The 13656-nt window shown below is 63.3% G+C and carries 10 protein-coding genes and 1 tRNA gene; 4 read left to right on the top strand and 7 right to left on the bottom strand.

Features of this window, described 5'->3' with window-relative positions:
- Positions 1-43: 43 nt before the first annotated feature.
- Positions 44-3448, top strand: coding sequence for a DNA methyltransferase (locus VH88_RS10815; protein WP_045811251.1), 3405 nt, complete (start codon positions 44-46; stop codon positions 3446-3448).
- A 2-nt stretch (positions 3449-3450) separates the two neighbouring features.
- Here the strand turns inward: VH88_RS10815 and VH88_RS10810 are convergent, their stop codons facing one another.
- Both VH88_RS10810 and VH88_RS10805 read right to left on the bottom strand, forming a co-directional pair.
- Complete coding sequence (locus VH88_RS10810; RefSeq protein WP_045811250.1) at positions 3451-3828, bottom strand: response regulator; 378 nt, start codon at positions 3826-3828, stop codon at positions 3451-3453.
- A complete protein-coding gene (locus VH88_RS10805; RefSeq protein ID WP_231576648.1) occupies positions 3825-5321 on the bottom strand; it encodes a PAS domain-containing sensor histidine kinase in 1497 nt (498 codons plus the stop codon). The genes VH88_RS10810 and VH88_RS10805 overlap by 4 nt, the downstream gene beginning before the upstream one ends.
- Before the next feature lie 131 nt (positions 5322-5452).
- Between VH88_RS10805 and VH88_RS10800 the strand changes: the two genes are divergently transcribed.
- Positions 5453-6973, top strand: a complete 1521-nt coding sequence (locus VH88_RS10800; RefSeq protein WP_045811249.1) for a carboxylesterase/lipase family protein — start codon at positions 5453-5455, stop codon at positions 6971-6973.
- A 9-nt stretch (positions 6974-6982) separates the two neighbouring features.
- Here VH88_RS10800 and gor read toward each other — a convergent pair whose 3' ends face one another.
- From gor to VH88_RS10785, 3 genes are all read right to left on the bottom strand, one after another.
- A complete protein-coding gene (gene gor / locus VH88_RS10795; RefSeq protein ID WP_045811248.1) occupies positions 6983-8365 on the bottom strand; it encodes a glutathione-disulfide reductase in 1383 nt (460 codons plus the stop codon).
- 108 nt (positions 8366-8473) lie between these two features.
- Positions 8474-9985, bottom strand: a complete 1512-nt coding sequence (locus tag VH88_RS10790; RefSeq protein ID WP_045811247.1) for a tryptophan halogenase family protein — start codon at positions 9983-9985, stop codon at positions 8474-8476.
- A gap of 182 nt (positions 9986-10167) precedes the next feature.
- Positions 10168-10243, bottom strand: a tRNA-Lys gene (locus VH88_RS10785).
- A 157-nt stretch (positions 10244-10400) separates the two neighbouring features.
- On the opposite strand from VH88_RS10785, the gene VH88_RS10780 reads away from it, so the two are divergent.
- Both VH88_RS10780 and VH88_RS10775 read left to right on the top strand, forming a co-directional pair.
- Positions 10401-11813, top strand: coding sequence for an amino acid permease (locus VH88_RS10780; protein WP_045811246.1), 1413 nt, complete (start codon positions 10401-10403; stop codon positions 11811-11813).
- Positions 11813-12166, top strand: a complete 354-nt coding sequence (locus tag VH88_RS10775) for an Hpt domain-containing protein (protein ID WP_045811245.1) — start codon at positions 11813-11815, stop codon at positions 12164-12166. Before VH88_RS10780 ends, VH88_RS10775 begins: the two co-directional genes overlap by 1 nt.
- A 213-nt stretch (positions 12167-12379) precedes the next feature.
- On the opposite strand, the gene VH88_RS10770 is transcribed toward VH88_RS10775, so the two are convergent.
- Positions 12380-12712 (bottom strand): chorismate mutase, encoded by a 333-nt coding sequence (locus VH88_RS10770; RefSeq protein ID WP_045811244.1) that lies wholly within the window; start codon positions 12710-12712, stop codon positions 12380-12382.
- A gap of 40 nt (positions 12713-12752) precedes the next feature.
- The gene (locus VH88_RS10765) at positions 12753-13580 is read right to left on the bottom strand and encodes a ferredoxin--NADP reductase (protein WP_045811243.1); all 828 of its coding nucleotides are present in this window, start codon (positions 13578-13580) and stop codon (positions 12753-12755) included.
- Between the last annotated feature and the right edge of the window lie 76 nt (positions 13581-13656).

Raw genomic sequence — 13656 nt, 5'->3', positions numbered from 1 at the left:
AAAACACACGCGAAAGACGCATTCTTGTTCTGGGGTGCGACTTATGGATGTGGACGACTTCATCAAGATTTGGACGAACGCTTCGGCTTCAGAGCGGCAGACAGCACAGTCCATTGTTATTCAACTCTGCAGGGTTCTTGGTGTCGCCGCTCCTAATGACGAAAAGGTCGGCGACCCCGATTACGGGTTCGAACGGATCGTAAGGTTCCGTCACGACGACCTCAGCTCCCATTGGGGCTACATCGACTGCTATCGTCGCGAATGTTTCGTGCTTGAAGCGAAGCAGACAGCCAAGCGGTTGGCCAACAGTCCTGACAAGCAGCAGATGAAGTTGGTCGGGCCCGACGTTGTCGAACGAAAAATGGAGAAGGCTCGGGCCCAGGCAAAGGGCTATGCGCGAGCGCTGGACGAATGGCCGCCGTTTCTCATCATGGTCGACGTGGGGCGGAGCATTGAACTCTGGTCCGACTTCAGCCGCATGGGAAAGACCTACCTCCAGTATCCCGACCGCGAAAACTACCGGATTGCGCTTTCGGATCTACGCGATCCCAAGATCAGGGAGCGCCTGGCGGCCGTGTGGAGCGATCCCATGTCGCTGGACCCTGCAAGGCGTGTGGAGGAGACAACGACGGAAGTTGCTGTGCTTCTGGGACGCCTCGTTCAGTCCTTCCGAAAACGCTTCTCGTGCGAAGCAGCGGCAGCGAACGATCCGGTTCATCGGGCAGCATGGGAACGGCGCGTGGCCGTCTTTGTGATGCAGTGCGTTTTCGCCATGTTTGCCGATAGCGTTCAACTGATCCCGGATCGAGCCTTTGGCGAGTTCCTGAAAAGCTATCAGGGAGCTGCGCAGAACTTCAGCAAAGCGATCAGTCAGGTATTCCGCACGATGGATACGGGGGGTTACTGCCCGGTCCTTCGATGCGACATGCTCTGGTACAATGGCGGTCTGTACGCCGAAGACGCGGCGATCGCGGTTTCGGAAATTGAGCTGGATATTCTTTGTCAGGCTGCGGCCTGCGACTGGGCGAAGGTCGAGCCTGCGATCTTTGGCGCGCTGATGGAAAATGCCTTGTTCGCCGAGGAGAGGGGCGAGCTTGGAGCGCATTACACGCCAAAGGCCATGGTCGAGACGTTGGTTCAAGCGACCATCATGGATGTGCTGCAGGACGAGTGGGAAGCAACGAGCGTACAAATCGATAAGCTTGAACGGGAGGGATATCTTCGCAAGGCCTGTGAGCTGGCGAAGTCTTTTCACAACGCCTTGTGCCACATCACAGTGCTTGATCCTGCCTGCGGGACGGGCAACTTCCTTTCCATCGCCATGGACAGGATGAAGGGCCTTGAGGGCGAGGTTGTTGAGCGACTGGCGTCGCTGGGTGTTTCGCAGCGCGTGCTTGAGACAGATGGATTGTCGGTCGGCCCACGTCAGTTCATGGGCATCGAGAAGAACCCCCAAGCCGTCTGGATAGCCACCGTCGTCATGTGGATCGGCCATCTACAATGGCATTACCGGCACTCGGGCCAAGTGCTTACGTCCAATCCAGTTTTGAAGAATTACTGCGTCATCGAGCAGGGCGATGCGATCTTGCGGACAACTCAGATCCCCTGTTCATCATCGAGAGACGGCGTACGACACATTGAACCATTCGCGCCAACATGGCCAAAAGCCCACTTCATCATCGGAAATCCCCCCTTTATCGCGGGGAAGAATCTTCGCGACGAACTGGGCTCTGACTACGCCGAGGCGCTTTGGGCGTCTCGTGGAGAGCGGTTTCGGTCTGCCGATATCGTCACGGTTTGGTGGGACCGAGCGGCGGAAATTCTCATCGATGATGCCGCGAACCGAGGTCCGTTCAATGACCTCTCTGGTTCGCTTAGAACCCAGTCCATGCTTGCGCCGGCATTGCAGCGTTTCGGTTTTGTGACGACGAACTCAATCACTCAAACATTCTCACGCCGCGTAATTGAGGAGAGGCTTCATGGCGACGTGCCGATCCGATTGACGTTCGCCATTGCTGATCATCCTTGGATTAAAGGTAGGGGCGCCGCAGCCGTCAGGGTGGCGATGATGGTCGCAGAAGCTGGGCCTCCTAATGGGCGGGGGAGGCTGCTGTCTATTGCGCAGGAGAGCGCGGAAGGCGTGACCTATTCAGAAGCCAAAGGCGATATCGGCAGCGATCTCACGCTTGGGCGCGGGGTCGAACGAACCGTGCGCCTGAAGGCCAACGCAATGCTGGCTTACCGCGGCGTGCAGTTGATGGGAGACGGCTTCCTGATTGCTTCGGAGAAAGCTGCGGTATTGGCCAATCAGTCGTTTGATCGACAGACCATACCTCTCAGGTCCTACCGCAACGGCAAGGATTTGACGGACCGCTCGCGGGACCTTCAAGCCATCGATCTGTACCGATGGTCACAGGAAGAGGCCATTCGACAGCATCCCGGCTTCATGCAGCATTTGATGGAAACGGTGAAACCGGATCGGGACGCCAACAACAGAGCATCTTATCGTGAAAACTGGTGGATTTTCGGCGAGCCGAGACGAGAACTTCGTCGGGCTTTGGAAGGATCGCCGCGCTTTATTGTGACGGTAGAGACGTCAAAACATCGCTGGTTCCGGTTTCTCGACGCCTCGATATTGCCAGATAATCGGTTGGTCTGCATTGCGTCTGACGACCCGTTCGTGCTGGGCGTGCTGTCGTCCAAGGTGCATCGGGCGTGGGCGCTTGCCGTCGGTGGAAAACTTGAAGATCGCCCTGTCTATTCTAAGGGAATGTGTTTCGACCGCTTTCCATTCCCCAACGCAAGTCCATTGCTGCGTGAGGAAATCGCCACCGTTGCGGAGGGTCTGGACGATCTGAGATCCCGCGTGCTGGGTCAAAATGCGGACCTGTCGATGACGGGCCTGTACAACGTGATGCAAAAGATCCTGGGCGGCGTAGCGCTTACCGAAAATGATCGAACCATCCGGCAGGCAGGTTGCGTGGACCTGCTTTTGCATATGAGCCAGCGTTTGGATGCGTTGGTTTTGCAAGCTTATGGATGGCCCTCAGATATCGGTGACGAGGCCATGATTTCACATCTGGTGGCGCTCAATCAAAGCCGAGCAGGGGAGGAAGACGCAGGGCAGATCCGTTATCTTCGACCTGGCTACCAGACAGGCAAGTCTCCTAAATCCCGCAAATCACACCCATCGATGCAGAACGAGGCGCCCACTTCTCGCCCGGTCTTACCGTCTGACGAAATCGCGCGAATTATGACTGTGTTGGAGGTGATGCGCGGAGTAGGGCGGCCGTTGGAAATCGAACATCTCGAAACCTGTCTCGAGATTCCAAAACGGGCGAAGGCCGTCACCGAAAGCCTTCGACACACTCTGGATATTCTAACAGCGGCCGGGAGCATTTACAGAACGGACGAAGGCTGGTTCGCGCCACGGCGGATGCCGAGTTAGGGTCAGGCCTCGGCGACGCCCATGGCCTTCATAAGAGCGTCGCGGATGGCGGCTTCGGTGAAAGGCTTCTGGATCGTGGGTTGGCCGCGCCATTCGTCGGGCAAACCGCCTTCGCCGTAGCCGGTTGAAAAGACGAACGGCACGCCGCGTTCCTTCAGCGCCTCCGCCACGGGAAAGACCTGACGACCGGCGACGTTCACGTCCAACAGGGCGGCGTCGAGATTGTCCGTCTCTCGAGCCAGTTTTTGGCCGTCGTCCACATTGGAGGCGGGACCGATCGGTACGCATTCCATGTCTTCCAGAATGGTTTCCAGAAGCATGGCCACGAGGGATTCGTCCTCGACCACGAGGACACGGCGACCGGTCAGAGGTTGAGTCATTGTGCGGCCGTCCTGTCCAGTGGAACCGTCAGTTCCGCGATCAATCCATCGGCGGCGTAGACCAGATCGATCTCGCCCGCCAGATCATGTCGAATGTTTCGTTCAATCAAGCGGCTACCGAAGCCTCTTCTTTCCGGAGCCGTAACCGTCGGGCCGCCGATTTCGCGCCAGCTCAGCTTCAGTTTCCGGTCGCGCTGATCCGCCAGGCCCCAGTCGATGAGGACGCGACCGTCCGGGGTATGAAGCGCGCCATATTTGGCGGCATTCGTCGCCAGTTCATGGAAGATCATGCCCAAAGACAGGACCACGGCCGGCTCCAGCGACACCGGCGGTCCATTCAGGCTGATGCGGGTCGGCCCGTAAGCTTCAGTTTCATGTTCCAGGATGGCGCGCAGGTCGGCGCCCTCCCAATGGCTTTGCGTCAGCAGATTGTGGGTGTGCGACAGCGCCATGATCCGCGACTGGAAGGTCTCGGCGAAGCTTGCAGGGTCGGTGTTGGAGCGGGCCGTCTGGATGGCGATGGACTGCACCGTGGCCAGGGTGTTCTTCACGCGGTGGTTCAGTTCGTCGATCATCAACTTCTGACGCTGGGCGGCCAGAACGTTTTCGGTGATGTCGTGGCCCTGAACGAAGATGCCCACGACCGCGCCCGCGTCGTCGCGGATCGGTTGATAGATGAAGTTGAGATAGACGGTTTCGAGCAGCCCGTCGGGTTTGCGCTGCAGCTGGGCCGCGCTCTCGCGGCCTTCATAGGGTTCGCCTGTGGTGAAGACGCTATCGAGAAACTCGTAGTAGCCCTGGCCTTCCAGTTCCGGCAGGGCCTGCCTGACGGGTTTTCCGGCGATATCCCTGTGGCCGATAAGCTGGCTGTAGGCGTCGTTGTGCATCTGGAACCGGTGATCCGGCCCGGACAGGATGGCGACGAAGCCGGGCGCCTGCATGAACATTTCAACGAGACGATTGCGCTCGGTCTCGAGGCGACGATTGTCCTCCTGCACCGACTGAGCGCGACGCAGGACCGAGCCGCCGACGATGGCGTCCAGCGCGGTGGTCGGCTCATCTGAGCGGATGACGGGCGCGAGGTCCGTCACATCCGTGGTGTGCTGAAGCAGCATGACCACTTCGCCGTCGGCGTTCAGGATGGGCGTATGGGTGGCGCTCCAGAGACGCTCTTCGAAAACCTCGCTGCCGTCCGGCTGGGCTCGAGGCATCGAAAAGCGCACGACCGCCAGATGATCGCGTTGGCGGGTGTCGCGCGCCTTTTCCAGTGAGGCACGGACTTGTCGGACGTTCTCCGGGGCGTCCGAGCCAGGGCCCGAGTCGAAGGTCGAGAATAGGGGCTGACCGACCATGTCGCCACGCTTGGCGCCTGTCACATCTATGTAAGCTTGGTTGACCTCGGCGATGCGCAGGTCAGGCGTGAGCAGCACATATGGATTGGGTGAAGCCTCAAAGGCCGCGCCCAGATCGACGGTCAGGTCGCTTGATTTCACTCTTTCGTTCAACGCCTACCCCGCACAGTTTGGTGATAACGCGCCACATCGAAATCGGTTCTCTCGTCACGTGTCGTGAACTGTGATCGCAAGTTTATTGGCGGGCCGCCGTAATTTGCTAATCAGCGCGCATGACAATCGCCGGCGTTTTCGCCACCCTCTCGCTCATGATGGCGCCCGCAGCCGACCAGCCGACCGTCCGCATTTCGCAGGGCGTCCTGAACGGACGCGCGGATGCCGATGTGGCGGCGTTCAAGAACATTCCCTATGCCGCGCCGCCAACGGCCGAGCGACGTTGGCGACCGCCCGGTCCCGCGCCGACCTGGCAGGGCCAGCGCGACGCCTCGGCCTACGGTCCGCTGTGCATTCAGGCGCCCCCGAACGGCGACCCGGGGGTGGGGCCTTTGCCGATGAGCGAGGATTGCCTGAACCTGAACGTCTGGCGGCCCATCAGCGCGGCTCAGCCCGCCCCGGTCATGGTCTGGATTCACGGGGGCGGGCTGGTGAACGGGTCGGGAACCGCGCCGCTGTATGACGGAACGAACCTGGCCAAGCGCGGCATGGTCGTGGTGACGCTGAACTATCGACTGGGGCGGCTGGGCTTCTTCGACCATCCGGCGCTGGCGGCCGAGCGGCCGGCGGGGGAGGCGGCGGGCAACTACGGTCTGATGGACGTGACGGCCGCGCTGAAATGGGTGCGGGCCAATATCGCGGCCTTTGGCGGCGACCCCAAGAACGTGACCATCTTCGGTGAATCGGCGGGCGGGGCGATCGTCACGCGGCTGATGATCTCGCCCCCGGCGCGCGGTCTGTTCGACCGGGCGATCGTTCAATCCGGCCTGGGCCGGGAGTTGCAGACGCCACTGGACCGCAAAGGCGCCTATGGCGCGCCTTCAGCGCGGGAGCGCGGCGAGGTCTGGGCCTATGGCGCGGGATTGCGAACGGCGGCGGATTTGCGTGCGGCGCCGGCCGATCTGTTCCTGACGCCGCCGCCGGTCTTCGCCAACGGCGACCTGACGCTGATCGACGGGCGGGTCGTGCCGTCCACGGTTGAGGCGGCGTTCAAGGCGGGGCGGCAGGCCCCGGTGCCCTTCATCATCGGCAGCAACAGCGCCGAGTTCTGGTGGATGCGGCCGACGGATCGCAACGGCTATGGTCAGATCGACGACGACATGACCTGGCTCGAGCGCGCCGACGCCGTTCAGGCCTATGGCGGGCTGGAGGCGTTCGACAAGCTGGCGATCACGGATCTGGTGTTTTCAGAGCCGGCCCGGATGCTGGCGCGGCTGCATACGAAGGCGGGCCATCCGGCCTGGCTCTATCGCTTCGATATCTCGTCGCCGCAGAACCCGGAGCCGCATGGCGGCGCGACTCACGCGATCGAACGGCCCTATGTGTTCGGCACGCTGAACACCCTGCCGTATCCGGTCGAGGACCGGGACCGGAAGGCGTCGGAGGCCATGATGGGCTACTGGACCGCCTTCGCGCGCTCGGGCGATCCCAACGGCGTCGGGCGGCCCCGCTGGCCCACGACGACGCTGAGTGACACCCGGCTGATGAACTTCGTCAATTCGGGGCCGACCGTGACGCCCGTGCCATTCAGCGCCCGGCTGGACCTGCTCGAGCGGTTCCGTGAGCGGCCGAGGCCCTGAGCGCAAGCGTCAGCCGGCGGAGGTCGCGCCCGACTGCTTCTCCTTCAGCGTGACCAGCTCCTCGGCCATGGTCGGGTGGACGGCGCATGTGGCGTCCCACTGCGCCTTGGTCAGGCCGGCCTTCACGGCGATGGCGGCCAGCTGGATCATCTCGGGGCTGTCGGGGCCGACGATATGGACGCCGACCACGCGCTGGCTGTCGGCGTCGACCACCAGTTTCATCAGCACCCGCTCATCCGAGCCGGTGAAGGCGTATTTCATCGGCCGGAACCGGGTGACGTAGACATCGACGCCGTTCGAGCAGGAGCGGCGGGCTTCCGCCTCGCTGAGACCCACGACCCCGACGGGCGGCTGGCTGAAGACTGCGGTGGCCACGGCCTCGTAGTCGAAGTGCTGGGGATTGTCGCGATAGACGGTCTGATGGAAGGCGACGGCTTCGCGGATGGCGACGGGGGTCAGGTTCATCCGGTCGGTGACGTCGCCGATGGCCCAGATGTTGTCCGCCGTCGTCCTGGAATAGGGATCGACCTTGACGGCGCCCGCTTCATTCAGCTCCACGCCTGCGCTCTCCAGCCCCAGATCCTTGACGTAAGGGATGCGGCCGGTGGCGAACATGACCACGTCCGTCTCCAGCTTCATGCCGTTTTCGAGGTGGTTGATGAGGCCGGTATCAGTCTTTTCGATCTTCTCGTGCTGGCAGCCCAGAATGACCTTGATGCCGCGCTTTTCGATCTCTCCGGCCAGGTGCGCGCGCACATCGTCGTCGAAGCCGCGCAGGATGTTGGGGCCGCGATAGATCAGGGTTGTCTCGACGCCCAGGCCCGCGAAGATGCCGGCGAACTCCACCGCGATATAGCCGCCGCCCGCGATCAGGATGCGCTTGGGCAGTTCCGGAAGGTGGAAGGCTTCTTCGGACGTGATGGCGTGCTCGATCCCCGGCAGTTCGTCCGGCTTCCAGGGGCGGCCGCCCGTGGCGATCAGGATCTTCTCGGCGGTAATGGTGCGATCCTTGCCGACAATCTCGACCGTGTGGGCGTCTTTCAGGACCGCCCGCCCGTGGACCAGTTCGACCCCGGCCTTGCCCAGGTTGGCGGCGTAGATGCCGGACAGGCGCGCGATCTCGACATCCTTGGCTTCGAGGAAGGTGGGCCAGTCGAACTTGGCGTTGTCGAACGACCAGCCGTAGCCCTCGGCGATCTCGAGCGCGTGGCTGACCTCGGAGGCCATGACCATGAACTTCTTGGGCACGCAGCCACGGATGACGCAGGTGCCGCCGACCCGATATTCCTCGGCGACCGCGACCTTCTTGCCATCCAGCGCCGTCAGGCGCGCCGCCCGCACCCCGCCCGAACCGGCGCCGATGACGAAAAGGTCGTAGTCGTAGTCGGCCATAGGTCGGAGTCCGTTCAGCGGTAGGCATCGGCATTTAAGCCGCGCCGCGCGAAATCCAAGAGCTCAACGGTCTGTCCAGACCTAATCAGGTCGGTCGCATCGAGTGGTTTAGTTGATCGGCGGCGCCTTGCAGTTAGCGGCGATGAAGGCCTCGTGCGTCGGCATCCGCGCCACGCCCTGCTGGATCATCGCCTTCATCTTCTGCAACCATTGCTGGACCTGCTCCAGAGGAATGGTCTCCGTGATCGGATCATGCCGCTCGGGGATGACGCCCTGGCCAAGCAGCACGGCGATCCAGCTCGTCTCCTGAAACAGCTCGTCCTCGTAGCGGAAGATGCGGCCCCGGCTGCGGAACTGGTCCATCTTCTGCTTCAGCGTCTCGGGAATCGGCATAGCCCGCACGTGGCGCCACAGGGGCGAGTCGTCGCGCGCCGTGGCGTGATAGTGCAGAATGATGAAGTCGCGGATGCGCTCGGTCTCCAGCCGCATCATGCGGTTGTAGTTGTCGATATCGGCCTGGGCGAAGCCGGTGTCAGGGAAGTGCAGCAGCAACTTGGATATGCCCGACTGCACCAGATGGATGCTGGTCGACTCCAGCGGCTCCAGGAAGCCCGACGCCAGGCCTAGGGCCAGACAGTTCTTGTTCCAGGTCTTCTTTCGGCGACCGGTGGTGAACCGCAGGAAGTTGGGTTCCGCCATCGCCTCGCCGTCCAGGGAGGCGCGCAGCTTGGCCTGGGCCTCGTCGTCCGAGATGAAGGGGCTGCAATAGACATAGCCGTTTCCGGTGCGGTGCTGCAGCGGAATGCGCCAGCGCCACCCCGCTTCAAGGGCCGTCGACTGGGTATAGGGCGTCGGATCGCCGACCCGGGTGCAGGGCATGGCCACAGCACGGTCGGCCGGCAGCCAGTGGGTCCAATCCTCGTAGCCCGTCTTCAGCGCGCCTTCGATCAGCAGGCCGCGGAAGCCCGAACAGTCGATGAAGAAGTCCGCCTCCAGCTCGCGTCCGTCATCCAGCCGCACCGACTGGATGAAGCCGTCGCCGTCGCGCAGGCGTACGTCGGCGATCTTGCCCTCATGCCGTACGACGCCGTTCGCTTCGGCGCGTTTACGGAGGAACCTGGCGTACAGGCCGGCGTCGAAATGGAAGGCGTAGGTCATCTGCGAGGCGGCGCCGCGCGGATCGGTGTCAGGCCGGCTGAACCGGCCCATGCGCGCCGCCATCGTCGTGACGGAATAGGCGTCCAGATCGTCGTCCAGCCCCGCCTTGTTCAGCCGTAGCCAGTATTGGTGGAAGGAGGCGGCGTCGATGCGCGTGCCATAGGTTCCGAACGGATGGAAGTAACTCTGGCCCTTCTGAAACCAGTCATGGAACTGGATGCCGAGCTTGTAGGTCGCCTGGGTGGCGCGAATGAATTCGTTCTCGTCGATGCCCAGCAGTTGGTTGAATAGCAGGATCGGCGGGATGGTGGCCTCGCCGACGCCGACCGTTCCGATGACCTCGGATTCGATTAGTTCGACCTTGATGGTGCCGCGCGTAACGTGCGCCAAGGCGGCGGCCGCCATCCAGCCGGCCGTGCCGCCCCCGACGATCAGAATACGTTTGAGCGGAGCAGGGGTCATCTGGCGTAACTGGTGAAGAGGCGAAGTGATCGGGCCAGGGCGGCGCCTTGTGCGATCAGTCGCGCGAACTGGCCGAGTTGTCGATCCTCGTTTTATGAGGCCTCGAAACCCATGCTCGGGACTGCAAACTAGCCCGCCGAAATGCGTGACGGTCGAGTGCCTGTTTTTTTGAGAAGCGACGATGGTGGGTGATCACAGGTTCGAACTGTGGACCCGCTGATTAAGAGTCAGCTGCTCTACCGACTGAGCTAATCACCCACACCGATCGTCGTGTCTTCGGCCGGGCCAACGCCATCGCCGAAGGGCGCTCCTACTACCCAGCGGTTCGGGGGTTGGCAAGCGCTTTCGCAAACTTTCTGCGACGGGGTATGGTCCCTTGGAATCAGCCGCGGCAAGCGGCGGGGGAGCAAACAGCATGGCCTTCTGGAACCGGCGTCGATCGATCGACGCGATGATGGCGCCGCACGACGGACCGCGGCTGAAGCCGACGTTGAGCTGGCCGCACCTGCTGGCCCTGGGCGTTGGGGCCATCGTCGGCACCGGCATCCTGACGCTGATCGGGGTGGGGGCGGGGTTGGCTGGCCCGGCGGTGTTGATCAGCTTTGGCCTTGCGGGACTGGTCTGCGCCTGCGCGGCTTTGGCCTATGCCGAGCTGTCGACCATGATGCCGACGGCGGGCAGCGCCTACACCTATTCCTATGCCGTGCTGGGCGAGCTGATCGCCTGGATCGTGGGTTGGAGCCTGATCCTGGAATATTCGCTGGTCGTCAGCGCCGTGGCGGTGGGCTGGTCCGGCTATGCGGTCGGTTTCCTGAGCGGGCTGGGGATCGATCTGCCGACGGCGCTGATCGCCGGGCCGCATGTCGGGGGGATCATCAACCTGCCGGCCGTGGCCATCATCGGGGTGATCACGGGCTTGCTTCTGCTGGGGACCAAGGAAAGCGCGACGCTGAACGCGGTGCTGGTCCTGATCAAGATCGCGGCGCTGGTGGTGTTCGTCGCCATCGCCCTGCCGGCGTTCAAGCCCGAGCATTTCACGCCCTTCATGCCCAACGGATTCGGCGCGCCCTTCGTCCAGACCGGGGTTATGGCGGCGGCGGCGATCATCTTCTTCGCCTTTTACGGGTTCGACGCCATTTCGACGGCGGCGGAGGAGACCAAGAAGCCCGAGCGTGACCTGGCCATCGGCATCGTCGGCTCCATGCTGGTCTGCACGGCATTGTATCTGGTGGTCGCGGCCGCAGCCATCGGCGCGCGGCCGGTCGCCACCTTCGCCAGCAGCCCCGAGCCTCTGGCCCTGATTCTGCGTCAGATGGGGCAGGGGACGGCGGCCCAGTGGATCGCCGCTGCGGCGGTGATCGCGCTTCCGACCGTCCTGCTGGCCTTCCTGTTCGGCCAGAGCCGCATCTTCCTGGGCATGGCGCGCGATGGCCTGTTGCCGCGCCGCCTCGCCAAGGTGTCGAGCCGAGGCGTGCCGGCGGTGGTGACGGTGTTCACCGCCATTGTGGTGGCGATTCTGGCGGGGCTGTTGCCGCTGGACGAACTGGCGTCGCTGGCCAACGCCGGGACGCTGGCGGCCTTCTGCTCGGTCGGTGTTTGCCTGATCGTGCTGCGCATCCGCGAGCCGGGTCGCAAGCGGGTGTTCAAGGCGCCGCTGTGGCCGGTGGTCGGAGCCATCAGCGTGATCGGCTGCCTGGTCTTCTTCTTGAGCCTGAAGCCGGTCACGCAGATCGGCTTCGTCGTCTGGAACGTGGTCGGCGTGGCGATCTATCTGCTGTGGTCGTCGCGGAACTCGCGCCTGGCCAAGGGCGAGGAGACGGCGGCCTGATGGCGCTGCGCGATCTGACGGGCGCGGTCGATTTCGCTGTGCTGAACGGCATGACGGGCGGGGACGACGCCATCAACGAGGAGGTGTTGGGCCTGTTCGTCAACCAGGCCGGCCTGTGGTCCGTCATGCTGGATCCCAAGGTCGAGGGCTGGCGCGACGGGGTCCACACGATCCGAGGCGCGGCGGCGGGCATCGGCGCGCGCGACCTGGCGGCGATCTGCGCCGAGGCGGAAGCGGTGGATCAGAAGCTGGCTGCGCCGGCTGTGGAGCGGGTGCGCGATGCGCTGGAGGCTGCGCTGGCCGATGTCGCGGCCTATCGGCACGAACTGATGCTGCGCGGTCTCAAGGGCTGAGGCGAAGCGGATGAAATTGCACTGCACTCCGAAAACGCGTGCAAAGTACAAGAAAGTGCAATTTCGGCAGGCGAGGCGCGTCGCGATGTCAAAGACCGGACGCCCATTATACGGCGCCCGGAAAGAGCGGCGGGTGATTGACGCTGCTGCGACCTAATCGGTTGAAACTAGGCCGAACTTTTTTCGCGGATAGGATGACAGGCGTGCGCCGTCCTAGCTGCGAGTCCGGTCGTAGGTGGCGAACTCGTGGGCGATGCAGCGGTCGATCAGCAGGCGCCAGACGGGTTCGGCGATGTCGGGCGACAGGTTGTGGGCCTCGGCCGAGACCAGCACCTTGGCGACCACGTCGTCGATGCGGGCCTGGTCGAAGACGGCGTCGCGGTCGGGCTTGATGCGGGCGGCGGCGTCCATGTAGCGCTGGCGCTCGGCCAGCAGGGCGACCAAGGCGCGGTCCAGGGCGTCAACGCCTTGGCGGACCTCGGCCATGGACTGGCATTCGGCGGGATCGATGCGCGCATCGACGGCGACAAGAGCAGGCTTTGACATGGGCGTGGGGTTAGCGGGTCAGGCCGCCCAAGCCAAGTCGTCAGCCGACGAAGGCCCGCTCCAGCACATAGTCCGCCGGTTCGGCGTTGGAGCCTTCCTTCAGGCCATAGGTCTCCAGCAGTTCGCCGGCTTCCTTGATCATGGCCATGGAGCCGCACAGCATGGCGCGGTCGCGGGCGGGGTCGAACCCTTCGGGCAGGCCCAGGTCGCGGAAGAAGTCGCCGGACCTGATGCGGTCGGTAATGCGGCCGGGCGTCTCGAAGTCCTCACGGGTGACGGTGGGGTAGTAGGTCAGTTGCGCCTGCGCCTCTTCCCCAATCAGAGGGTCGTCGTGGATCTCGCGGGTGAAGAAGTCGCGGTAGGCGAGGTCGGCGACGCTGCGGACCGTGTGGATCACATAGACATGGCCGAAGCGGGAATAGGTCTCTGGGTCGCGCGCGACGCTGAGCCAGGGCGCCAGACCCGTGCCGGTGCCGATCAGGAACAGGCGCTCGCCGCCGGTCAGGGCGTCCAGCACCAGGGTGCCGGTCGGCTTCTTGCCCATCAGGACGGTGTCGCCGGGCTGTATCTTCTGCAGGCGCGAGGTCAGGGGGCCGTCGGCGACCTTGATGGAAAAGAACTCCAGCTCCTCGGCCCAGCAGGGGCTGGCGATGGAATAGGCGCGCAGGACAGGCTTTCCCGGTACACCGTCTTTGGCTTCGCCGGGCAGGCCGATCATCACGAACTCGCCCGAGCGGAAGCGAAAATCCTCGGGTCGTTTGACGCCGAAGCTGAACAGGCTGTCGGTCCAGTGGCGCACCCACAGAACCTCCAGCTCGTTAAACGGACTGGCTTTCACGGGGGCGGGGGAGAGGGCGGCGTCTGTCATCGTGCCGTCTCTCTAATCTGAGAACCCCTCGCAGGGAAGGACAAGCCTTTCACCGGGCGACGACATTTCCTCGTGA

This window comes from Brevundimonas sp. KM4 (assembly GCF_000964075.1).
In the GTDB taxonomy this organism is placed as follows: Bacteria; Pseudomonadota; Alphaproteobacteria; order Caulobacterales; family Caulobacteraceae; genus Brevundimonas; species Brevundimonas huaxiensis.
Note: the sequence above shows the minus strand (reverse complement) of the source record. Positions and strands in the feature narration are given on the sequence as shown.

Bases quoted from the DNA above. Each gene is read 5' to 3' on its own strand.
- VH88_RS10815 (WP_045811251.1), top strand. From the start codon at position 44: ATGGATGTGGACGACTTCATCAAGATTTGGACGAACGCTTCGGCTTCA.
- VH88_RS10810 (WP_045811250.1), bottom strand. From the start codon at position 3,828: ATGACTCAACCTCTGACCGGTCGCCGTGTCCTCGTGGTCGAGGACGAA.
- VH88_RS10800 (WP_045811249.1), top strand. From the start codon at position 5,453: ATGACAATCGCCGGCGTTTTCGCCACCCTCTCGCTCATGATGGCGCCC.
- gor (WP_045811248.1), bottom strand. From the start codon at position 8,365: ATGGCCGACTACGACTACGACCTTTTCGTCATCGGCGCCGGTTCGGGC.
- VH88_RS10790 (WP_045811247.1), bottom strand. From the start codon at position 9,985: ATGACCCCTGCTCCGCTCAAACGTATTCTGATCGTCGGGGGCGGCACG.
- VH88_RS10780 (WP_045811246.1), top strand. From the start codon at position 10,401: ATGGCCTTCTGGAACCGGCGTCGATCGATCGACGCGATGATGGCGCCG.
- VH88_RS10775 (WP_045811245.1), top strand. From the start codon at position 11,813: ATGGCGCTGCGCGATCTGACGGGCGCGGTCGATTTCGCTGTGCTGAAC.
- VH88_RS10770 (WP_045811244.1), bottom strand. From the start codon at position 12,712: ATGTCAAAGCCTGCTCTTGTCGCCGTCGATGCGCGCATCGATCCCGCC.
- VH88_RS10765 (WP_045811243.1), bottom strand. From the start codon at position 13,580: ATGACAGACGCCGCCCTCTCCCCCGCCCCCGTGAAAGCCAGTCCGTTT.